Annotated in this window: 19 protein-coding genes; 11 read left to right on the forward strand and 8 right to left on the reverse strand. The window is 72.2% G+C overall.

Going from position 1 to position 20653, the window contains the following annotated elements; translation table 11 throughout:
• Nucleotides 1-47: 47 nt before the first annotated feature.
• From IEZ17_RS21655 to IEZ17_RS21665, 3 genes are read right to left on the reverse strand one after another with little or no spacing between them, the layout of a single operon-like run.
• Nucleotides 48-1079, reverse strand: a complete 1032-nt coding sequence (locus IEZ17_RS21655) for an ABC transporter substrate-binding protein (protein ID WP_189302614.1) — start codon at nt 1077-1079, stop codon at nt 48-50.
• 37 nt (nt 1080-1116) lie between these two features.
• Entirely contained in the window at nt 1117-1992 is an 876-nt protein-coding gene (locus IEZ17_RS21660; protein WP_189302616.1) for an ABC transporter permease, read from the reverse strand.
• On the reverse strand, nt 1982-2797 hold the full coding sequence (locus IEZ17_RS21665) for an ABC transporter ATP-binding protein (protein WP_189302617.1): 816 nt from the start codon (nt 2795-2797) through the stop codon (nt 1982-1984). Before IEZ17_RS21665 ends, IEZ17_RS21660 begins: the two co-directional genes overlap by 11 nt.
• A gap of 227 nt (nt 2798-3024) precedes the next feature.
• Here IEZ17_RS21665 and IEZ17_RS21670 point away from each other — a divergent pair, with 227 nt between their 5' ends.
• Nucleotides 3025-4689 (forward strand): sensor histidine kinase, encoded by a 1665-nt coding sequence (locus tag IEZ17_RS21670; protein WP_189302619.1) that lies wholly within the window; start codon nt 3025-3027, stop codon nt 4687-4689.
• Nucleotides 4686-5378 carry a response regulator gene (locus IEZ17_RS21675; protein ID WP_189302621.1) on the forward strand — a complete coding sequence of 231 codons (693 nt, stop codon included), beginning with the start codon at nt 4686-4688 and terminating at the stop codon, nt 5376-5378. The genes IEZ17_RS21670 and IEZ17_RS21675 overlap by 4 nt, the downstream gene beginning before the upstream one ends.
• Here the strand turns inward: IEZ17_RS21675 and IEZ17_RS21680 are convergent.
• Entirely contained in the window at nt 5354-6322 is a 969-nt protein-coding gene (locus IEZ17_RS21680; RefSeq protein ID WP_189302623.1) for a LysR family transcriptional regulator, read from the reverse strand. The two genes, IEZ17_RS21675 and IEZ17_RS21680, sit on opposite strands and share 25 nt — an antisense overlap.
• Before the next feature lie 169 nt (nt 6323-6491).
• Between IEZ17_RS21680 and IEZ17_RS21685 the strand changes: the two genes are divergently transcribed.
• The 8 genes from IEZ17_RS21685 to IEZ17_RS21720 all read left to right on the forward strand — a co-directional run bounded on the left by IEZ17_RS21685 (nt 6492) and on the right by IEZ17_RS21720 (nt 14242).
• Nucleotides 6492-7280: an alpha/beta fold hydrolase gene (locus IEZ17_RS21685; RefSeq protein WP_189302625.1), complete on the forward strand. Its 789-nt coding sequence runs from the start codon at nt 6492-6494 to the stop codon at nt 7278-7280.
• A 30-nt stretch (nt 7281-7310) separates the two neighbouring features.
• A complete protein-coding gene (locus IEZ17_RS21690) occupies nt 7311-8165 on the forward strand; it encodes an alpha/beta fold hydrolase (RefSeq protein ID WP_189302627.1) in 855 nt (284 codons plus the stop codon).
• A 115-nt stretch (nt 8166-8280) separates the two neighbouring features.
• The gene (locus tag IEZ17_RS21695; RefSeq protein ID WP_189302629.1) at nt 8281-8808 is read left to right on the forward strand and encodes a DinB family protein; all 528 of its coding nucleotides are present in this window, start codon (nt 8281-8283) and stop codon (nt 8806-8808) included.
• 171 nt (nt 8809-8979) lie between these two features.
• Nucleotides 8980-9594 (forward strand): GNAT family N-acetyltransferase, encoded by a 615-nt coding sequence (locus IEZ17_RS21700; RefSeq protein WP_189302631.1) that lies wholly within the window; start codon nt 8980-8982, stop codon nt 9592-9594.
• A 198-nt stretch (nt 9595-9792) separates the two neighbouring features.
• Nucleotides 9793-10476, forward strand: coding sequence for a FadR/GntR family transcriptional regulator (locus tag IEZ17_RS21705; protein WP_373299885.1), 684 nt, complete (start codon nt 9793-9795; stop codon nt 10474-10476).
• On the forward strand, nt 10473-11966 hold the full coding sequence (locus tag IEZ17_RS21710; protein WP_229852479.1) for an amino acid permease: 1494 nt from the start codon (nt 10473-10475) through the stop codon (nt 11964-11966). Before IEZ17_RS21705 ends, IEZ17_RS21710 begins: the two co-directional genes overlap by 4 nt.
• Nucleotides 11967-12041: 75 nt before the next feature.
• Nucleotides 12042-13097 (forward strand): asparaginase, encoded by a 1056-nt coding sequence (locus IEZ17_RS21715; protein WP_189302635.1) that lies wholly within the window; start codon nt 12042-12044, stop codon nt 13095-13097.
• 350 nt (nt 13098-13447) lie between these two features.
• Complete coding sequence (locus IEZ17_RS21720) at nt 13448-14242, forward strand: carbon-nitrogen hydrolase family protein (protein ID WP_189302637.1); 795 nt, start codon at nt 13448-13450, stop codon at nt 14240-14242.
• 18 nt (nt 14243-14260) lie between these two features.
• Here IEZ17_RS21720 and IEZ17_RS21725 read toward each other — a convergent pair whose 3' ends face one another.
• Complete coding sequence (locus tag IEZ17_RS21725) at nt 14261-14887, reverse strand: GntR family transcriptional regulator (RefSeq protein ID WP_189302687.1); 627 nt, start codon at nt 14885-14887, stop codon at nt 14261-14263.
• Between the two features lie 79 nt (nt 14888-14966).
• Nucleotides 14967-15350, reverse strand: a complete 384-nt coding sequence (locus IEZ17_RS21730; RefSeq protein ID WP_189302639.1) for an ArsR/SmtB family transcription factor — start codon at nt 15348-15350, stop codon at nt 14967-14969.
• Between the two features lie 109 nt (nt 15351-15459).
• Between IEZ17_RS21730 and IEZ17_RS21735 the strand changes: the two genes are divergently transcribed.
• Nucleotides 15460-17439 carry a heavy metal translocating P-type ATPase gene (locus IEZ17_RS21735; RefSeq protein ID WP_189302640.1) on the forward strand — a complete coding sequence of 660 codons (1980 nt, stop codon included), beginning with the start codon at nt 15460-15462 and terminating at the stop codon, nt 17437-17439.
• A gap of 24 nt (nt 17440-17463) precedes the next feature.
• Here IEZ17_RS21735 and IEZ17_RS21740 read toward each other — a convergent pair whose 3' ends face one another.
• Together IEZ17_RS21740 and IEZ17_RS21745 are read right to left on the reverse strand one after the other, a co-directional pair.
• Nucleotides 17464-19020 (reverse strand): GMC family oxidoreductase, encoded by a 1557-nt coding sequence (locus tag IEZ17_RS21740; protein WP_189302642.1) that lies wholly within the window; start codon nt 19018-19020, stop codon nt 17464-17466.
• Between the two features lie 47 nt (nt 19021-19067).
• Nucleotides 19068-20645, reverse strand: a complete 1578-nt coding sequence (locus tag IEZ17_RS21745; protein WP_189302644.1) for an APC family permease — start codon at nt 20643-20645, stop codon at nt 19068-19070.
• Between the last annotated feature and the right edge of the window lie 8 nt (nt 20646-20653).

A 20653-nucleotide genomic window follows, 5' to 3' on the forward strand; every position in this document is an offset into this window, starting at 1 on the left:
TCCCGAGGGGTCTCACCGCGTCCGCGTCGCAGCTCTCTGCCGTGCCGTCATTTCTTGACGAATTCGGTGGTGTAGGTCTTCTTCAGGTCGATGGTGGCGTTCTTGAGGTTGGGGTTGAAGGACTTCAGGACGCGCTCGACGGTCGCGGGGCCGTCGGCGGGCATCACGCCGTCCTTGGTGAACATCGGGAGGGTGTCCTTGATGGCCTTGGCGTAGAGCTCCTTGCCGCCCTGCGCGTAGTCGGCGGGCATCTTCGCGGCGATCTCCTCGGGTGTGTGGGCGGACATCCACTTGAGGGTCCGGACGAAGGCGTTGGCGAGCTTCTGGACGGTGTCCTTGTGGCTGTTCACCCAGTCCGTGCTCATGTAGAGGCTGGAGGAGGGGTAGAGGCCGCCGAGTGCCTGCTTGGAGCCTTCGGGGGTGCGCATGTCGAGGAGCACCTTGCCGAGGTTCTTGTCGACGACCTGGGCGGCGGTCGGCTCGGTGGTCATTCCGCCCTGGATGGAGCCCTGTCGGAGGGCGGCGAGGAAGGTCTGCCCGGCGCCGACCGCGACCGTGTGGAACTCCTCCGTCTTGACGCCGTTGTCGACCGCCAGGTACTTGGTGAGGAAGTCGGTGGACGAGCCGAGTCCGGTGACGCCGAGGGTCTTGCCCTTGAAGTCCTTGGGGGACGTGAGGTCACCGGTGGCCTTGTTGGCGACCACCTCGACCTCGCCGGGGGTCTGCGCCAACTGGACGACGGATTCGACCTGTTTGTTCTTGGCCTGGAGGTCGAGGGTGTGGTCGTAGAAGCCGACGACGCCCTGGACGTCGCCGGAGAGCATGGAGGTGGTGGCCTGTACGCCGGCCGGTTCGGTGAGCAGGGTGACGTCGAGGCCCTCGGCCTTGAAGTAGCCGAGCTGCTGGGTGAGCCGGGCGGGGAGGTAGATGACCTTGTCGAGGCCGCCCACCATGATCTTGAGCTTGCCGTCCTTGACGTCCGCGGAGGCTCCCTGGGAGGAGCCGCCGCAGGCGGTCAGTCCGGTGAGGGCGAGCGCCGCGGCGGCCACGGCGGCGGAGATCTTGAGCTGGGTGCGCATGGTCACGTCCTTGTGAGGGGGCGGATGGGAAGAGGGGTCAGCGGGCTTCACCGGGGTCGGCCGGCTTCCAGCGGAAGAGCCGCTTTTCGAGGAAGGCCAGCAGCCCTTCGGCGAGCAGGGCGACGACGGCGAGGATGGCCATGGCCGCGTAGACGCCGGCGGCGTTGAAGGTGCCCTGGGAGGCGGATACCAGCAGGCCCAGGCCCTTCGTCGCGCCGATGTACTCGCCGACGATGGCGCCGATCAGGGCGAAGCCGAAACTGACGTGCAGGCTGGTGAAGATCCAGGAGGTGGCGGAGGGGATGACGACCTGGAGGGTGACCTGGCGGTTGCTGGCGCCGAGGATCCGGGAGTTGGCGACGAGGTTGCGGTCGACCTCGCGGGCGCCCTGGAAGGCGTTGAAGAACACCGGGAAGAAGACCAGGACGACGGCGGAGGCGACCTTCGAGGCCGGCCCGAGGCCGAACCAGATGAGGAAGATGGGGGCGAGGACGATCCGCGGCAGGGCGTTGAGGACCTTGATGTAGGGGCCGAGCACATCGGCCAGGAAGCGGATCCGGCCGAGCACGATGCCGAGGAGGACACCGCCGAGGACGCCGATGACCCAGCCGAGCAGTGCCTCGTAGAGCGTGTACCAGATCTGCTCCACGAGGGGGCCCTGCGGGGTGCCGTTGACGGCCCACTGGGAGATCTGGTCCCAGATCTTCGACGGCATCGAGAAGTTGAAGGGGTCGATGACGGCGGCGTGGGCCAGCCCTTCCCAGAGGCCGAGCAGTCCGACGAGGAGCAGTACCCGGGTGCCGTGGACGAGGATCCTGCGGTTCCGTGCGGCCCGGGCCCTGGCCTGTGTACGGGTTCCGGCGGCGCCGGTCCTGGTGGTGGCGGCCGGTGCGGTGGCGGTCTCAGGCGGCATGGGCGGCACCCCTTTCGCGGGTGATGCGGACCTCTTCGCCGAGCGAGGACCAGATCTCCCGGTAGATCTCGATGAACCGGGGCTCCAGCCGCACGGTCTCGACCCGGCGGGGGCGCGGCAGGTCGATGGCGAAGACCTCCTTGACGGTCGCCGGTCCTGCGGTCATCACGACGACCTTGTCGGCGAGGGCGATGGACTCTTCGAGGTCATGGGTGACGAAGACGACGGAGGCTCCGGTCCCGGACCACAGGTCGAGGAGTTCGTCCGACATCAGGGCCCGGGTCTGGACGTCGAGCGCCGAGAACGGCTCGTCCATGAGCAGGATCTCGGGGTCGTTGACGAAGGTCGCGGCGAGGGCGACGCGCTTGCGCTGGCCGCCGGAGAGCTGGTGCGGGTAGCGGTCCCCGAAGGCGGCGAGGCCGACCCGGGCGAGCCATTCGCGAGCCCGCTCCCTGGCCTCGGCCTTGGGGACGCCGCGGAAGCGGGGGCCGGCCATCACGTTGGACAGCACGGTGCGCCAGGGGAAGACGGCGTCCTGCTGGAAGACGAAGCCGACCTTGTCGCCGATGCCGCGGACCGGTTCGCCGGCGACCAGGACGTCGCCCTCGGTGGGCTCTTCCAGTCCGCTGACCAGGGTCAGGGTCGTCGACTTACCGCATCCGGTGGGGCCGACCACGGCGACGAACTCGCCGCGGCCGACGGTCAGGTCCAGGTCGCGGACGGCGGTGTGCAGTCCGCCCGAGGGAGTGCGGAAGGTCTTGCTCGCTCCCCGTAGCTCGATGGCGGGGCTCGTGTGGCTGTTCATGGAGCGGGAGGCTAGGAGTGAGCCGGGCCACAGCGGCAGCCTTGTGGGCGCAAGCAGTCTTTCTGCGCGCAAACCCTGTTGTGCCCATTTTGCTCACGCTAGAACAACAAAAGTTCGACATCGGCTGCGCAGCCGGGCTGCGGCGGCTTACGTTGCGTAAGTCGAAGATCACCAGGAAGAGTCGGTTCCGCATTGCTGCGAAGGGCCGCCGAGACAAGGGGGACCGCTTGCGGATCCACTGGCCCCGTCGCGTCTTCGCACAGGTCCTGATCGCCCAAGTGACCATCACGACAGGGGTGATGGTGCTGGCCACCGGCCTGTTCCTGGCCCCGTTCAGCCATGCGCTGGACGACCAGGCGATGCGCCGGGCCCTGTCGATCGCCCAGACCGCCGCCGCGGACCCGGATCTGGCCCGCGGTCTGGTCTCCTCCGCACCGGTGCCGCACGGCCCGGTGCAGTCCACCGCGGAGCGGATCCGCCGGTCCACCGGGGCGCTGTACGTCGTGGTGATGGACACCCACGGCGTGCGCTGGTCGCACACCAACACCGCCGAGATCGGCCGCCATGTCTCCACCGACCCCAGTCAGACCCTGGCCGGCCAGGAGGTCCGGCAGATCGACACCGGCACGCTGGGCCGCTCGGCCCGCGCGAAAGTGCCGCTGCGCGGCCCCGGCGGGGGCATCATCGGCGCGGTCTCGGTCGGGATCGCCTACGACAGGGTGCACGGGCTGCTGCTCAACGCCATCCCCGGTCTGCTGCGGTACGCGGGCGCCGCGCTCGCGGTCGGGGTGCTGGCCGCGGTGGTGGTCGCCCGCAGTCTGCGCCGCCGTACGCACGGGGTCGCCACCGCCGATATCTCCGCGCTGCTGGCCGAGCGCGAGGCGATGCTGCACGGCATCCGGGAGGGCGTGGTCGCCTTCGACCGGAAGGGCCGGATCCGGCTGGTCAACGACGAGGCCGGGCGGCTGCTCGGGCTCGACGCGGGTGCCGCGGGGCGCGCCCTGGACGAGGTGCTGCCGCCCGGCCGCACCACGGACGTCCTGGCCGGACGGGTGGACGGCAGCGATCTGCTGGCCGTCAGCGGCCGGCGGGTGCTGGTCGCCAACCGCGTGCCGACCCGCGACGGCGGGGCCGTGGTGACCCTGCGCGACCGCACCGAACTGGAGCTGCTGGGGCGGGAACTCGACAGCACCCAGGGCCTGTTGGACGCGCTGCGGGCCCAGGACCACGAGCACGCCAACCAGTTGCACACGGTCCGCGGACTGCTCGAACTGGGCCGGTACGACACGGCGGTGGAGTTCGTCGCCGAGGTCGCCAGCGCGCACCGGGCGTCCGCGGAGCAGATCGCCGAGCGGGTGCACGACCCGCTGCTGTCCGCGCTGCTGGTCGGCAAGGCGGCCATCGCCGCCGAGCGCGGTGTGGCGCTGCGGATGTCCCCGGCGACGCTGCTGCCCGACGCGGTGGTCGACCCGCGCGACCTGGTGACCGTCCTGGGCAATCTGATCGACAACGCGCTGGACGCCACCGCGCAGCGCCGCTGCGCCGAGCCCTTCGTCGAGGTGGAGCTGCGTGCCGAAGGCACCACCGCGGTCGTGCGGGTCAGCGACACCGGGCCCGGGGTGCCGCCGGACATGCGCGAGCAGATCTTCGCCGAGGGCTGGTCCACGAAGAGCGCCACCGTCTCCTCCCGGGGCAGGGGTATCGGCCTCGCCCTGGTGCGCCGGCTGTCCGAGCGCTACGGCGGCATGGCCCGGGTGACCGCCCGCGCGGGCGGCGGGGCGGTCTTCACCGTCGTGCTGCCCGAAGCGCTCGCGCCCGAGCGGCTCGCCGTCGACCACGCCCCCTTACCTGGTGCCCCCCGTCAGCTCACGGCCACTGGAGAGTCACCGTGATCGATGTCCTTGTCGTGGACGACGACTTCCGCGTTGCGGAGATCAATGCCGCGTATGTGTCCCAGGTGCCCGGCTTCCGCGTCGCCGGCCGGGCCCATACGGCGGCCCAGGCGCTGGCCACGTTGGAACGCTCCCCGATCGATCTGGTGCTGCTCGACCACTACTTGCCGGACGAGACGGGGCTGACGCTGGTGCGGCGGCTGCGGCAACTCGGCCACCACGCCGACGTGATCATGGTGACGGCGGCCCGCGACGTGGCCACGGTCCAGGCCGCGATGCGGTGCGGCGCGCTGCAATACCTCGTCAAGCCGTTCGGGTTCTCGGGGCTGCGCGCCAAGCTGGACGGCTATGCCGCGCTGCGCCGCACCGTCGAGGGCGTGAGCGGGCGCGGCGAGGCCGGGCAGGAGCAGGTGGACCGGATCTTCGCGGCCCTCCGGACCCCCGAGTCCCCGCACTCCGAGCTGCCCAAGGGCCACTCGGCGGCGACCGTCGACCTGATCCGCCGGATCCTGGACGAGGCCGGGCTCCCGCTCTCCGCCCACGAGGTCGCCGAGCGCGCCGGGGTCAGCCGTTCCACCGCCCAGCGCTACCTCAAGCACCTCGAACGCACCGGCCGTATCCGGCTGACCCTCAAGTACGGCGACACCGGGCGGCCCGAGCACCTCTATACCCGGTCGCGGGCCGGCTGAGGAGGGCGGGTGGCCCGTTCGGCCCGGCCGGGGTCCGCTCGGCCCGGCTGGTCCGGCCCCGCCTCCGCGGCGGCATGGCACGCCTCGATCAGTGCGCGCAGCCCGGCCCTCGGCGGGTCGGGCCGTACGGCGAGATAGCTCCGCATCCTGGGGGCGGGGTCGCACAGCGGGCGGAACACCACGCCGGATACCGGCAGTTGGTCGGCGTGCGGGGCGTAGAACACCGTCCAGGACGGCTTGCCGTAGCCGATGGCGGCCAGGGTGTCCTGGGCGTTGGTGAACTCCGGCCCCGGTACGGGCTCGTAGCCGGCCTCCCGGCAGGAGCGCATGACCAGGTCGTGCAGGGCGGGGTTGCGGGAGTGCGGCGACAGCCGCAGCGGCAGCTCGGCGAGCCGGGCCAGCTCGACGGTCTCGTGTGCGGCGAGTTCATGGCGGGCGGGCAGCGCCGCCATCAGCGCGTCCTGCCACAGCGGCAGGAACTCCAGCCCGGGGTCGTCCCGTTCGCCGCGCAGCAAGGTCGCGTCCAGCTCGCCGGAGCGCACCTGCCGAAGGCGCTCCTCGGTGCTTCCGGTGACCAGTTCCAGCTGGGCGTGGCCGGCGAGCCGGGCGAATGCGGCGAGCACCGCGTCCAGGCGCGCGCCGAGCCCGGAGCTGGTGCCCAGCCGCACCGTCGCGGCCTGTTCGGCGCGCAGCTCGTCGAGGGCTTCCCTGGCGCGCGCCTGGAGGGCGAGCATCTCCCTGGCGTACGGGAGCAGCCGGCTGCCGGCCTCGGTGAGCCGGACGGTGCGGGTGGAGCGGGTGAACAGCTCGGTGCCCAGTTCACGTTCCAACCGTCGGAGCTGCTGGCTCACCGCGGACTGCACGATGTGCAACCGCTCGGCGGCACGGCCGAAGTGCAGTTCCTCCGCCACGGTGAGGAAGTAGCGCAGCTGCCGGATTTCCATGGCCCCCCGTTCGCCGTGACCCCTGTTGATCACTCATTGATCACTGCCGGCGATCAGTGTAGGCGCGGATCGCTCATTGGTCGGCACCCGTGATCGCGGTTGGGTGGAGGCAGCAGCGCAGGCACGGTGCTGCGGCGGACGGCGAAGCACAGGAAGCAGGGGAATCGGCATGCCCAACCTGGACGTCAACGACACCACGCTCCACTACGAGGACGAGGGGACCGGCCCGGCGCTGCTGTTCGTGCACGGCTGGGGAACGAGCGGGCGCACCTGGGGTGCGCAGCTGCCCGAGTTCGCCGCGGACCACCGGGTGCTCACCGTCGACTGGCGGGGCTGCGGGCGGTCTGCCCGTCCGGCCCGCGGCAACACCATCGCCGGAGTGGTCAGCGACCTGGTGGCGCTGATCGGCGCGCTGCGGCTGGACCGGCCGGTGGTCGTCGGCTCGTCGATCGGCGGGTCCTTCGCAGTCGAACTGGGGGTACGCCGCCCCGAGTTGATCGGCGGCGTGGTCCCGGTGGGTGCGCCGGGGTACTGGCCTTCGGCACGGACGCAGGCCCGGCTGGTGGCCGATCTGCGCCGCGACCGGGCCGGTACGGTCGCCGGCTGGGTGCCGGGATGGTACGCGCCGGGCACCGCGCCCGCGCTCATCGACTGGACGGTCCGCCAGATCCTGGACTCCGGCGTCTACATCGACGAGCACCAGGCCACCGCCGGCGGCTACGACCCGCGCCCGACCCTGCCCGGGCTGAAGGTGCCGATCCACTACCTCCACGGCGAGCTGGACGCCGCGATCCCGCTGGAGGTGCCCCGTACCTGTGCCGCGCTCACACCCGGCGCCGAGGTCTCGATCATCCCCGGCGCCGGCCACATGCCGCACCAGGAACGCCCCGCCGCCTTCAACGCCGCGCTGCGCACCGCGCTCACCGGGATGGCACCCGCCGCCCGCGCCACCGCCTGAACACCCCCCGCTCGCAAAGGAGATCACCCCATGCCCACCACCCGCGTACGCATCAGCGGCGGCGAGGCCGTCGTCGAGTACGACCGCACCGGAACCGGCCCCGGCCTGGTGCTGGTGCACGGCACCGGCGCCACCCGCGAGCAGTGGCTGCCGCTGACCGAGGCGGTCGCCGACCGCTTCACCGTGGTCGCACCGGACTACTCGGGCTCGGGCGGCACCATCGATCACGGCGGCCCGCTCACGCTCGCGGACCTCGCCGACGAGGTCCTGGCCGCCGCCGACCACGCCGGGCTGGGGACCTTCCACCTGGTCGGCCACTCCCTCGGCGCCGCCATCGCCACCCACCTCGCGGGCAGCCACCCGGCGCGGGTCCGCTCCCTGGTGCTGCACGCCGGCTGGGCGTACACGGACAGCCGGATGCGGGCCGAGTTCACCTACTGGCTCGACCTCCTGCGCGCCGACGCGGAGCACGGCACCTCGCTGTTCGCCCGGATGCTGCCGCTGATGGCGTTCGGCCCCCGCTACTGGGACCACACGGACACCGCCGCCTACGAGGAGCTGGTCCGGGCGCTCGCCACCGCGCTGGCCCCCGGTACGGACCGGCAGACCGCGGTGGACCTGGCCGTGGACCTGCGCCCGCTGCTCGCCTCCGTCACGGCACCGACTCTGGTGCTGGCCAGCGCCCACGACCGGGTGATCGGCGCGGCTCAGCAGCAGCAGTTGCTGGCCGGGATCTCCCACAGCCGCTACGCGGAGATCGACGCCGGGCACGGGGCGCCCGCCGAGGACCCGGCCGGTTTCGTGGCCCGGATCGCCGGCTTCCTCGCCGAACAGCAGCCGGACGAAGGGCCGATGGCGGATCGGGCGGCACCGGCACCGGCCTGACATCCCGCGGACCCGCGCCCCCGGCCGGTCCCCAGGCGTCCCGTGCCGCGGCTCCGCCGCCTCGCCACGGGGATGTCCCTGGTGCCTGTCAGTGGCCCGTGCGAGGGTGGCGGGCATGGGAACGACACCGGACGGACGCACCGTCCCACCCCCGCACGCTGATGAACGCACCACGCTGGAGAGCTGGTTGGACTTCCACCGCGAGACGCTCGCGCTGAAGTGCGCGGGGCTCGACGACGACCAGCTGCGGGTGGCCTCGGTGGCGCCGTCGCCGATGACGCTGCTGGGCCTGGTCCAGCACCTGGCGGAGGTGGAACGCAACTGGTTCCAGCGGGTCTTCGCCGGCCGCGACCTGCCGCAGGTGTACGAGGAGGGCGGCGGGGACGGCTTCGCGCTCGCCCCGGACCGCGGCATCGAGGAGGCGCTGGCGACCTGGCGCGCGGAGGTGGCCCGGGGCCGCGAACTGATCACCGGCGCCTCGCTGGACGACTCCGGCAAGCTCTCCGACGAGGAGGCCCGGCAGGTCGGTGACCAGGGGATCTCCCTGCGCTGGATCCTGGTCCACATGATCGAGGAGTACGCGCGCCACAACGGCCACGCGGACCTGCTCCGGGAGCGCATCGACGGCCTCACGGGCGCCTGAGGCCCGGCCGGCAGTCCGGCCGGAGATCCGCGGCAGAGCTGCGGCGGACCTCCGGCCGGCCTCCGCCCTGCCCGACCGGCCGTCCACCAGCGCCCGCCAGGGCGGGCCGGGGGCCCGGCGCCGCCGCGCACCGCGGAGCCGTGCGACGCGGCACGTGAGTAGGCTCCGCCCATGACGACCGCCACCGCCGCCGACGCGGGCACCGAACCCCGGATCCTCGATGCCCGCGAGCTCACGGCCGACCCCGGACTCGCCGCCGTCTTCCCCGAGTCGGCGCACCGGATCCTCGCGGACCTGGTCCGCGACGGGGCGCCGCTCGGCTGGGTCGACCCGCCCACGCCGGAGGAGGTGGCCGAGCTCTTCGGCCGGGTTCTCGCCGCGGCCCGGACCGGGGACGGGGCGCTCCGTGCCGCCTATGTCGGCCGGCGGCTGATCGGTCTGGGCTACTGGCTGCGCTACGCCCAGGAGACCAACCGTCCGCACGCGGACCTGGTGAAGCTCGCGGTCGCCGGCACCGCGCACCGCCGCGGGGTCGGCCGCTCGCTGGCCACCGCCCTGGTCGCCGACGCCAGAGCGACCGGCATCGAGGTCCTCACCCTGGACGCCCGCGCCGACAACGCGCGGGCGCTGCGCCTCTACCGGTCGCTGGGCTTTCGCGAGTACGGCCGGATTCCCGGCTTCGTCGCGGTCGGCGAGCAGCGCTGGGACAAGGTGTTCTACATGCTGGACCTCCGCGCGGACGGCGGGCGCGGCGCGGACCGCGCCCGCGCCGCACAGACGCCGTAGCGGCCGGGCGGAACCGCTACGGGGTGGGGCGGGCCGGGCGACCGGCCCGCGTGAACATCGACGGTGAACATCCACGCCGCTCCAGGTGAACCGGTCCCGTCGGATCCCTTGACAGCTCCCCCGCCCCCGTCCGACTATCCCCGGGTGAACCTGTCAGACAGCCAGACAGCTGGCGACATCCCCCGGCGTGTGAGCGCGATGGAAGCGGTTCTGACCCATCTGCGCGGCGCCATCGAGCGCGGCGAGTACGCCGTCGGCGACAAGCTCCCCTCCGAGGCCGAACTCTGCCGGCGGCTGGAGGTGAGCAGACCCGTGCTGCGCGAGGCACTGCGTGCGCTCCAGACGATGGGGCTCACGGTCTCGCGCACCGGCAAGGGCACCTTCGTCGTCTCGGACGGTGCGGTGGCCGACCCGACCTTCGGCGACTACGCGGCCAGCCATCTACTGGAGGTCCGCCGCCATATCGAGATCCCGGTGGCCGGGTACGCGGCGGTCCGCCGTACGCCGGAGGATCTCGACCACCTCACGCATCTCCTGGAGCGGATGGAGCGGGAGACCGACACCACGGCCTGGGTGGCCATGGACACGCTCTTCCATCTCGCGGTCGCCGAGGCGGCGCGGAACCCGGTCTTCCGCCGGGTGATCGAGGAGATCCGGGACGCCCTGGCCCGCCAGTCGGCTTTCCTCAACGACGTCGGCGGCCGGCGCGAGCAGTCGAACCGGGAGCACCGGGCGATCGTCGAGGCGCTCGTCGACCGGTCCGAGCACGACGCAGTCGAAGCCATGAAGCACCACCTCGCACGCGTCGAGTCGACGCTGACCACCATCGTGCGGCCGGCAGACCGTACGGCCCCTGCCACGGAAGACGAGGACCACGGGTGAGCGAGCAAGCCCTGCAACAGGCGGACCCGCAGGAGAAGGAAGGGCAGCGGGCACCGGGCGCACATGTCGACGCCGGTGACGCCGGATACCGCAAGTCCCTGACATCACGGCACGTCAACATGATCGCCATCGGCGGCGCGATCGGCACCGGGCTGTTCCTCGGCGCGGGCGGCCGGCTCGCGGACGCCGGGCCCTCGCTGGCGGTGGCGTATGCGCTCTGCGGCTTCTTCGCCTTCCTCGTCGTACGGGCCCTGGGCGAGCTGGTGCTGCACCGGCCGTCGTCCGGGGCCTTCGTCTCCTACGCCCGGGAGTTCCTCGGCGAGAAGGGGGCGTTCGTCGCGGGCTGGATGTACTTCCTGAACTGGGCGACGACCGGGATCGCCGACATCACGGCGGTGGCGACCTATACGCACTACTGGAGCATGTTCTCCACCATCCCGCAGTGGGTGATCGCGCTGATCGCGCTCGGGGTCGTGCTGACGGTGAACCTGATCTCGGTGAAGATCTTCGGCGAGCTGGAGTTCTGGTTCGCCATCATCAAGGTCGGGGCGCTGGTCGTCTTCCTGCTCATCGGCGTCTTCCTGCTGGTCACGCAGCACCCGGTCGACGGCCACCACCCCGGCCCCGCGCTGATCGCCGACCACGGCGGCATCTTCCCGACCGGGACGCTGGCGATGCTGCTGGTGATCCAGGGCGTGGTCTTCGCCTATGCCTCGGTCGAGCTGGTCGGCGTCACGGCGGGTGAGACCGCGGAGCCGGAGAAGATCATGCCGCGGGCGATCAACTCGATCATGTGGCGGGTCGCGCTCTTCTACGTCGGCTCGGTGGTCCTGCTGTCGATGCTGCTGCCGTGGAACGCGTACTCGGCGGGCCAGAGCCCGTTCGTCACGGTGCTCTCCCACGTCGGCGTCCCGGCCGCGGGCGGGGTGATGAACCTCGTCGTGCTGACCGCCGCGATGTCCAGCCTCAACTCCGGTCTCTACTCCACCGGGCGGATTCTGCGCTCGATGGCGATGTCCGGATCCGCTCCCCGGTTCACCGGCGTGATGAGCCGCAGCCAGGTGCCGTACGGCGGGATCCTGCTCACGTCGGGGGTCTGCGTGCTGGGCGTGGGCCTCAACTACCTCGTGCCGAGCAAGGCGTTCGAGATCGTGCTGAATTTCGCGGCGATCGGCATCCTCAGCACCTGGGCCATGATCATGATCTGCCATCTGCTCTTCTGGCGGAAGGCGCGGGCGGGTCAGCTCTCCCGCCCCTCCTACCGGCTCCCCGGATCGCCCTGGACCGAGCTGGTGACCCTGGCCTTCCTCGCCCTGGTACTGGTCCTGATGTATGCCGACGGCGGCGCAGGGCGCACCACCATCCTCTCCCTGCCGGTGATCGTGGCCCTCCTGTTCGGCGGCTGGTTCCTGGTACGCGGCCGGGTCGGGTCCGTACGGGACGGCGTGGCGTCGGACAACGCCAACCTCCAGGAGAGCGACGGCAGTTAGCCGAACGGCGACAGGCCACCGGAGCACCACCGGCGCACGCAGCACCGACCGCACAGAGAGCACCGAGAACCGAGCATGATCACGAGTCAGAGCACCCCGGGCACCACCCCTGCCCACCACCCGGCAGGCGATCCGCCCGCCGTCCGCATACCGGCCCACGCCCCCGTCGCCCACGTCGAGCGCGGCGGCCTCGTCGAGGGCGTCCACCACGGCTCGGTCGTCGTCCTGGCAGCGGACGGCGGTGTGGACTTCCAACTCGGCGACATCGAGGCCGCGTTCTACCCGCGCTCGGCGCTCAAGCCCCTCCAGGCGGTCGGTCTGCTGCGCGCCGGGCTGCCTCCGCTGGACGACGAGGCGCTGGCGCTGACGGCGGCCAGCCACTCCGGCGAGGAACGTCATCTGGCCACCGCCCGGCGCATCCTGCACACCGCCCGGCTGACCGAGGACGACCTCCGCAACGTCCCGGACCTCCCCTACGGCGCCGCGGAACGGGACGCCTGGCTCGGGCGCGGTCTGGGCCCCAGCCGGCTCGCCCAGAACTGCTCGGGCAAGCACGCCGCCATGCTGTACACGGCGCGCACGCGGGGCTGGCGGCTGGACACCTACCTCGACGCCGGGCACCCCCTCCAGTGGGAACTCGCCGCGGCCGTCGAGGAACTGACCGGCCAGGGCATCGCCCGGGTCACCGTCGACGGCTGCGGCGCACCGCTGTTCTCCGTCTCGCTGCACGGCCTGACCCGGGCCGTCGCCCGGCTGGCGACGGCGGCCCCGGACACCCACGAGGGCCGGGTCGCCCACGCCATGCGCGAGCACCCCGAGATGGTCTCCGGCACCGGCCGCGATGTCGCCCGGCTGGTCGGGGCGCTGCCCGGTCTCCTGGCCAAGGACGGCTTCGAGGGCGTACAGGTCGCCGCGCTGCCCGACGGCCGGGCGGTCGGTGTGAAGATCGCCGACGGCGCCGACCGGGCCCGGATGCCGGTGACCGCGGCGGCCCTGGCCCGCTGCGGCGTCGACCCTGCCGTCCTCGCCCCCTTCGCCACCGCCCCGGTCCTCGGCGGCGGCAAGCAGGTCGGCACCCTGCGGGCGGCGGGTGCCCTGGCCGCCCCGCACGCCCCCGGACCGGCCGCCTGACACCGCCCTCGCACCACCCCTCAGCACCGCACCCGCCGCTGTCCACCGCACTGCTGGGCAGCTGCGGCAGCCGGCTGCCGCCGGCCGGGCATCCGGCGTGCGCGGCGGTGGGCACCGTCGTCGGCGTCCCGGCGGGGCGCGATCCGCGGCACGGTGCGGACCAATGGCGAGGACGAGGAGCACACCCGGATGCCGCGCGGGACGGCGGGGCGCGGGAACATGGCCGTGGGGACCTCGTCCGGCGGGCAGCCGCAGGACGGGTGAGAGCGTACGACGGCGTACCGACCAGCACCGCTCCACCGCTCCGCACGACATCCGCACGAGTTCCGTACGACAGGAGAGAGAGCCGTATGCGTATCGCGCTGTGCCAGATGACCGCGTCGACCGATCCGAAGGAGAACCTCGCGCAGGTGACGGACCTGGTGCGCCGGGCCGCTGCCGAGGGCGCGCGGCTGGCGGTGCTGCCCGAGGCGTCCATGGCGCGCGTCGGGGTGCCGCCGGGGCTGGTGGCCGAGCCGCTGGACGGGCCGTGGGCCGAGGGGGTGCGGGCCGTCGCCCGGGAGACCGGGGTGACGGTCGTGGTGGGGATGTTCACCCCGGCGCCCGACGGACGGGTGGCCAACACCCTGCTGGTCACGGGGCCCGAGGTCGAGGAGTCCTACGACAAGATCCATCTGTATGACGCCTTCGGGTTCCGGGAGTCCGACACGGTCGCGGCCGGCGAGCGGGTGGTGACCATCGACGTCGACGGGGTCCGGGTGGGCCTGGCGACCTGCTACGACGTGCGGTTCCCGGAGCTCTTCCGGGCGCATGCGGATGCCGGCGCGACGGTGAGCGTGCTGCCTGCGTCGTGGGGCGCCGGGCCGGGGAAGCGCGAGCAGTGGGAGCTGCTGGTGCGGGCCCGCGCACTGGACGCGACGGTGTGGCTGGCGGCGGTCGGGCAGGCCGCGCCGGACCAGGACGCCGACCCGGAGGTGGCCACCAAGGCCCCGACCGGCGTCGGGCACAGCGCGCTGGTGGGGCCGGACGGGACCGTGCGGGCGCGGCTGGACGCGGCGCCGGGGCTGCTGGTCGCCGAGGTGGACCCGAAGGAGACGGAGCGGGTGCGGCGCGCCGTGGCCGTGCTGGACAACCGCCGCCTTTAGGGCGCCGGGGCCGCCTCGTCAGGCGGCCAGGAGGATGCGCCGGGTCGCCTGGATGTGGCTGTCGATCGCCGCGCAGGCGGCCCTCGCGTCTCCCGCGGCGAGCGCGTCGAGGATCCGGCGGTGTTCGGCGACGACCTCGTCCTGGCGGTTGCCCGCGCGGCGGTGTGCGATCACGCCGGCCCGGATCTGGCGGCTGCGCAGCGCGTCGTACTGCCTGCTCATCAGGGTGTTGCCGACGGCCGCGACGAGGGTGGCGTGGAAGCGGTGGTCGGCGGCGATGAACTCCTTGGCGGTCAGCTCGCCGCGCAAGGTGTCCTGCTCGGCCAGGATCCGCGTCATCTCGTCGACCGGAGTGGTCTGCCGGTCGGTGGTGCGCTCGGCGGCGAAGCGCTCGATCAGGCCGCGCATCTCCATCAGTTCGGTGATCTCGCGCCCGGAGAGCGGGGCGATCAGGGCGCCGCGCTTGGGAACCAGGCGGACCAGGTCCTCGGCGGCGAGCAGCAGCAGGGCTTCGCGGATGGGGGTGCGGGAGACGCCGATGCGGTCGGCGATCTCCTGCTCGGACAGGAAGCGGTCCTGCATTTCCGGGTCGGTCAGCACGCTGTCCTTGAGATACGCGTACGCCTTCTCCCGACCCGACTGCACCGCTTCCCCCTTGGCCATCGCCACCGCCGCACCTTCTGCATACAGGCTGTATGCAGAAGTTACCACGGGGTGCGGCGGGTCATTTCACCGACGAATCCAGGGTGGTTGACGGGGCGTCACGCAGTCCGAGGCGCAGATGCTCGACGTGGTAGAGGGCCTGGTCGAGGAGCTCGGCGACGTGGTGGTCGTAGAGGGCGTAGACGATCGAGCGGCCGTTGCGCTCGCCGGTGACCAGGCCGAGGTTGCGCAGCAGCCGGAGCTGATGGGAGCAGGCGGACTGCTCCATGCCGACGGCGGCGGCGAGATCGCTGACCGCGCAGGGACCTTCCTGGAGGCGGGCGAGGATGCGCAGCCGGGAAGGGGTGGAGAGGGCCTGGAGGGTGGCGGCGACATCGGCGGCCCCCACGGCGTCCAGGCGTTCGCGGGTGGTGGCACTGCTGGTGTCATCGGTTCCGTGGCCCATGACAGCCATCCTAAAGAGCGACCTTGAGCACAATGAATGAAGAGTTGTTCATTCGTTCCTGTACGGTGATGGGGTTGCCGGCTGCCGTCTCGTGAAGGGTTGTTCCGCCATGCCTGTCACCACTCTGGAACGTCCGTCCCGGACGGCCGGGGCCCGCCCCGCGGCTCCGCGGCGTACGCGGGTGTTCGCGCTGGCCGAGGCCCGCTGGGCGGCGATCGCCACCGTCGCGTTCCTGGTCGCGCTGGCGTTGCAGCTCACCGGCGCACCCTCGTGGGCCTGGGGCGCGCTGTACGCCGTGGCGTATCTGACGGGTGGCTGGGAACCGGCCTGGGCGGGGTTGCAGGCGCTCAGGGACCGGACGCTGGACGTCGATCTGCTCATGATCGTCGCGGCGCTCGGGGCGGCGGCGCTCGGTCAGGTGATGGACGGCGCGCTGCTGATCGTCATCTTCGCCACCTCCGGCGCGCTGGAGGCACTGGCCACCGCCCGCACCCAGGACTCGGTACGCGGTCTGCTGGACCTCGCGCCCGCCACGGCGACCCGGCTGGCCGACGACGGCGAGGAGCAGAGCGTGCCCACCGCCGGCCTCGTCGTGGGCGACACGATCCTGGTGCGGCCCGGCGAGCGGGTCGGCGCGGACGGCCGGGTGCTGGCGGGGGCGAGCGAGGTCGACCAGGCCACGATCACCGGGGAGCCGCTGCCGGTGGCCAAGGAGCCCGGGGACGAGGTGTTCGCCGGCACGCTCAACGGCCTGGGCGCGCTGCGGGTCAAGGTCGAGCGGGACGCCGGGGATTCGGTGATCGCGCGGATCGTGGCGATGGTCGCCGAGGCGTCCGAGACCAAGGCACCGACCCAACTGTTCATCGAGAAGGTCGAGCAGCGGTATTCGGTCGGCCTCGTGGCGGTGACGCTGGCGGTGTTCGCGGTGCCGCTGATGCTGGGGGCGGGGCTGGCCGGTGCGCTGCTGCGGGCGATGACGTTCATGATCGTGGCCTCGCCGTGCGCGGTGGTGCTGGCGACCATGCCGCCGCTGCTGTCGGCCATCGCCAACGCCGGGCGGCACGGTGTGCTGGTGAAGTCCGCGGTGGTGATGGAGCGGCTCGGCCAGGTGGATGCCGTGGCGCTGGACAAGACCGGGACACTGACCGAGGGCACCCCGCGGGTGACCGCGATCCGGCCGCCGGCCGGCGCCGGGCCGGCCGAGGAGGCGCTGCTGACCTGGGCCGCCGCGGCCGAGCACCCCAGCGAGCACCCGCTGGCCCGCGCGATCGTGGACGCCGCCCGGAACCGCGGCTGCGCGCTGCCCGCCGCGGAGGAGTTCACCGCCTCCCCCGGTACCGGCGTACGGGCCCGGGTCGGCGGCGCATGGATCGAGGTGGGGGCGCCGGCCCGGCTGATGACCGAGGGCACGCCGATGGCCACCGAAGTCGCCGAGTTGGTAACGGAGTTGGAGGACGTCGGGCATACGGCGGTGCTGGTGCTGCGGGACGGCGTACCGGCCGGGGTGCTGGGCATCGCCGACCGGCTGCGGCCCGATGCGGTGGCCACCGTGGCCGCGCTGCGGGCACTGACCGGCCGGACGCCGATGCTGGTCACCGGGGACAATCCGCGGGCCGCGGGCCGGCTCGCCGAGGAGGCCGGGATCGCGGACGTACGGGCCGGACTGCTGCCGCAGGACAAGGTCGACGCGGTGCGCGGGGAGGAACGGGCCGGGCGGAAGGTGCTGGTGGTGGGCGACGGGGTGAACGACGCCCCGGCGCTGGCCGCCGCGCATACCGGTGTCGCGATGGGGCGGGCCGGGTCGGATCTGGCGCTTCAGACCGCGGACGCGGTGATCGTGCGCGACGAACTGGCCACCGTCCCGGCGGTGATGACGCTGTCGCGGGCGGCGCGCCGGCTGGTCGTGCAGAACCTCGTCATCGCCTCGGTGTTCATCTCGGGGCTGGTGCTGTGGGATCTGGTCGGCGAGCTGCCGCTGCCGCTGGGCGTCCTCGGGCACGAGGGCTCGACGGTGATCGTGGGGCTCAACGGGCTGCGGCTGCTGCGCGAGGCGGCGTGGCGGCGGGCCGCCGGCCGGACCGCCGGGTGAGGCGGGGGCCGGCGGCCGGTACCGCTACCGGGCGTCTTCCTTGAGCATGTCGGCGCACTTCTCGCCGATCATCATCGTGGTGATGCAGGGGTTGACGGTGACCAGCTCCGGCATCACCGAGCCGTCGGCGACCCGCAGGCCCTGGATGCCCTTGACCCGGAGCCTGGCGTCGAGCGGTGCCAGGGGATCGTCGGCGGCGCCCATCCGCACCGTCGAGGAGGGGTGGTAGACGGTGTTGTGGGTGGTGCGGATGTAGTCGAGGAGTTCGTCGTCGGTGCGGACGTCCGGGCCGGGGGCGAGTTCGGCGCCGGTCCAGGCGGCGAGGGCGGGCCGGGCGGCGATCTCGCGGGCGAGGCGGAGGCCGTGGGTCATCACGCGGACGTCGTGCTCGTGGGTGAAGTACCGGGGGTCGACCTTCGGCTTGTCGCGGAAGTCGCGGGTGCGGAGGCGGACGGTGCCGCGGGAGCGGGCGCGGGTGACGTTGGGGGTGAGGCAGAAGGCGTTCTCGGACGTCGGGTAGCCGTGGCGGGCGGTGTTCATGTCGAAGGGCACCGAGCCGTAGTGGAACATCAGGTCGGGGCGGTCCAGGCCCGGTTCGGTGTCGGCGAAGATGCCGATCTCCCACCACTGGTTCGAGGTGGTGACCATGGGCTGCTTCGCCTCCCACATGATCACGCCCTCGGGGTGGTCCTGGAGGTTCTCGCCGACGCCCGGGGAGTGGACGACGACGTCCACGCCGGTCTCGCGCAGATGGTCGGCCGGGCCGATGCCGGAGAGCATCAGCAGCTTGGGGGTGTCGATCGAGCCGCAGGAGACGACGACCTCGCGGCGGGCGGTAACCGCACGGGTGTGGACCAGGTCGGGGTCGAGGTAGGCGACCCCGGTGCAGCGGCGGTCGGCGTCGACGATCAGATGTTTGGCGCGTACTCCGGTGCGTATCTCCAGATTGGGGCGCCTGCCCATGATCGGGTGGAGGTAGGCCACGGAGGACGACTGGCGGGTGTTGTTCTCGTCGGAGTTGATCTGGAACCAGTTCGCGCCCCGGATGACGGTCGTGCCGGTGTTGAACGGGGTGGTGGGGATGCCCTGTTGGGCGCAGGCGGCCAGCAGCGCGGTGCCGCAGGGGTCCGCGCCCTTGATGGTGCGGAGCGCGACCGGGCCGGAGCGGCCGTGGTGGTCGCCGGGGGCGTCGTTGCTCTCCAGGCGCCGGTAGAGCGGGAAGCAGTCGGCCGCGCTCCAGCCCGAACAGCCGTTGTCCGCCCAGGCGTTGAGGTCTTCGGCGGGAGCCCAGAAGGCGATACAGGAGTTGTGCGAGGAGCAGCCGCCGAGCACCTTGGCGCGGGCGTGCCGCATCATGCTGTTGCCGTTCTCCTGCGGCTCGACGGGGTAGTCCCAGTCGTAGCCGGATTCCAGCAGGCCCATCCAGCGGTCCAGGCGCAGGACGTCGTCGTCGCCGACGTCGGAGGGGCCGGCCTCCAGGACGCAGACGGTGACGGCGGGGTCTTCGCTGAGCCGGGCCGCCACGACGTTTCCCGCGGTGCCGCCGCCGACGATCACGTAGTCGAACTCTTCGTGGGACATGGGGAGTTGTCCTCCTTACGGACGTACGGGTCGGGAGCGGGGCCGGATCAGTCGTGCGCCGGGACGGTGACCGGGGTGTCGGTGCCGGTGGTGGTACCGGCTGACGCGGCGGGGCTCGCGGCGTGTTCGGCGAGGACGCCGGTGCGGTGGCGCTGGACGAACCAGTAGTAGGCGAAGCCGCCGGCGGAGACCAGGCCGACGAAGAGCACCGCGCCCCAGCGCAGATACCAGTGGTACGGCGGGGTGGCGTTGTAGACGGCGTCCCGCGGCCAGGCCAGGTTGACGATCATGCCGGCGCCCCAGAGGACCGCGACGATGTTGACCGGCAGGCCCCAGCGGCCCAGCGAGAATCTGCCGCCGCCGGCCGGTACCCACTTCCCGCGCAGCCGGGCGACCAGCATGGGCGCGGTGACCAGCAGATACGCCGCGTAGATCATGATGATGCCGATGCTGGTGACGACCGAGAAGATCTGCGGCTGGCGGATGTTGATGAGCAGCACGCCGAGCGCGAGCACTCCGACGATCACCGCGGGCAGTACCGGTGTCCGGAAACGCGGGCTGACCTTGGCGAGGAGGGCGGCGGCGGGCAGGTTGGTGTCCCGGGCCATCGCGAAGGCGAGCCGGATGGCGGCGGTGTGCACGGCGAGCGCGCAGACGGTGACCGCGATCAGCACGCACCACAGCATCGCCTTGCCGACGGTGTCGCCGAGGACGTCCAGCACGACGTACTGGAGCCCGTCGGTGGTCAGCCCCTTGCCCGTCAGGCTGCTCACGCTCATCATCGCGAGCAGCAGGACCAGCCCGCCGAGCACGAAGGAGGCGATCAGGGCGCGGAGGATGGCGCGCGGGGCGTTGCGGGAGGGGTCCAGGGACTCCTCGCCGAGCGAGGCCGCGGTGTCGAAGCCGTACATGACGTAGGCGGAGGCGAGCGAGGCGGTGAGGAAGGCGCCCAGGTAGCCCGAGTGCTGGCCGGATCCGGTGTGGTGGGTCTGGAGGACCACTCCCGGCCCGCGGACGATGTGCACGGCGAACAGCACGATGAGGACGACGGTGGCGATCAGTTCGATGAAGACGCCGGCGGTGTTGATCCGGGCCATCAGTTTCACGCCGAAGGCGTTGACGAGGGTGGTGAACAGGATCAGTACGGCTGCCAGCAGCACGCCGTTGGTGGCGACGTCGTACGTACCGGTGCCGTCGCCGACGAACTGGAAGGTCCGGGAGATCTGCGGCAGCGTCAGCTGGTAGGCGAGCGCCACCGCGGAGAGCGAGACGATGGAGGCGATCAGCATCATCCAGCCGGCCAGCCAGCCGATGTGCGGATTGCCCAGTCTCTTCGCCCAGTTGTAGACGGAGCCGGCGACGGGGTGGCGGGCGGCCAGCTCGGCGAAGGACAGCGCGATCATCAGCTGTCCGGCGAAGACCATCGGCCAGGACCACCAGTAGGCGGGGCCGCCGTGCCCGTAGCCGAAGTAGAAGAGCTGGAAGGTGCCGGTCAGGATGGAGATGTAGCTGATGCCGGCGGCGAAGGTGTGGAAGCTGCCGAGCGTGCGCTTGAGTTCGGGGCGGTAGCCGAATTCGGCGAGGCCGGTGTCGTCCTGTGCCGCGGTGTCGTCAGGTGAGCTCAAGGGCCTTC

It is taken from the genome of Streptomyces albospinus (assembly GCF_014648695.1).
GTDB lineage: Bacteria > Actinomycetota > Actinomycetes > Streptomycetales > Streptomycetaceae > Streptomyces > Streptomyces albospinus.

What these genes read in the sequence shown, in the direction of transcription:
- IEZ17_RS21655 (WP_189302614.1), bottom strand. Translation starts at nt 1,079, where the DNA reads ATGCGCACCCAGCTCAAGATCTCCGCCGCCGTGGCCGCCGCGGCGCTC.
- IEZ17_RS21660 (WP_189302616.1), bottom strand. Translation starts at nt 1,992, where the DNA reads ATGCCGCCTGAGACCGCCACCGCACCGGCCGCCACCACCAGGACCGGC.
- IEZ17_RS21665 (WP_189302617.1), bottom strand. Translation starts at nt 2,797, where the DNA reads ATGAACAGCCACACGAGCCCCGCCATCGAGCTACGGGGAGCGAGCAAG.
- IEZ17_RS21680 (WP_189302623.1), bottom strand. Translation starts at nt 6,322, where the DNA reads ATGGAAATCCGGCAGCTGCGCTACTTCCTCACCGTGGCGGAGGAACTG.
- IEZ17_RS21685 (WP_189302625.1), top strand. Translation starts at nt 6,492, where the DNA reads ATGCCCAACCTGGACGTCAACGACACCACGCTCCACTACGAGGACGAG.
- IEZ17_RS21690 (WP_189302627.1), top strand. Translation starts at nt 7,311, where the DNA reads ATGCCCACCACCCGCGTACGCATCAGCGGCGGCGAGGCCGTCGTCGAG.
- IEZ17_RS21695 (WP_189302629.1), top strand. Translation starts at nt 8,281, where the DNA reads ATGGGAACGACACCGGACGGACGCACCGTCCCACCCCCGCACGCTGAT.
- IEZ17_RS21700 (WP_189302631.1), top strand. Translation starts at nt 8,980, where the DNA reads ATGACGACCGCCACCGCCGCCGACGCGGGCACCGAACCCCGGATCCTC.
- IEZ17_RS21705 (WP_373299885.1), top strand. Translation starts at nt 9,793, where the DNA reads ATGGAAGCGGTTCTGACCCATCTGCGCGGCGCCATCGAGCGCGGCGAG.
- IEZ17_RS21715 (WP_189302635.1), top strand. Translation starts at nt 12,042, where the DNA reads ATGATCACGAGTCAGAGCACCCCGGGCACCACCCCTGCCCACCACCCG.
- IEZ17_RS21720 (WP_189302637.1), top strand. Translation starts at nt 13,448, where the DNA reads ATGCGTATCGCGCTGTGCCAGATGACCGCGTCGACCGATCCGAAGGAG.
- IEZ17_RS21730 (WP_189302639.1), bottom strand. Translation starts at nt 15,350, where the DNA reads ATGGGCCACGGAACCGATGACACCAGCAGTGCCACCACCCGCGAACGC.
- IEZ17_RS21735 (WP_189302640.1), top strand. Translation starts at nt 15,460, where the DNA reads ATGCCTGTCACCACTCTGGAACGTCCGTCCCGGACGGCCGGGGCCCGC.
- IEZ17_RS21740 (WP_189302642.1), bottom strand. Translation starts at nt 19,020, where the DNA reads ATGTCCCACGAAGAGTTCGACTACGTGATCGTCGGCGGCGGCACCGCG.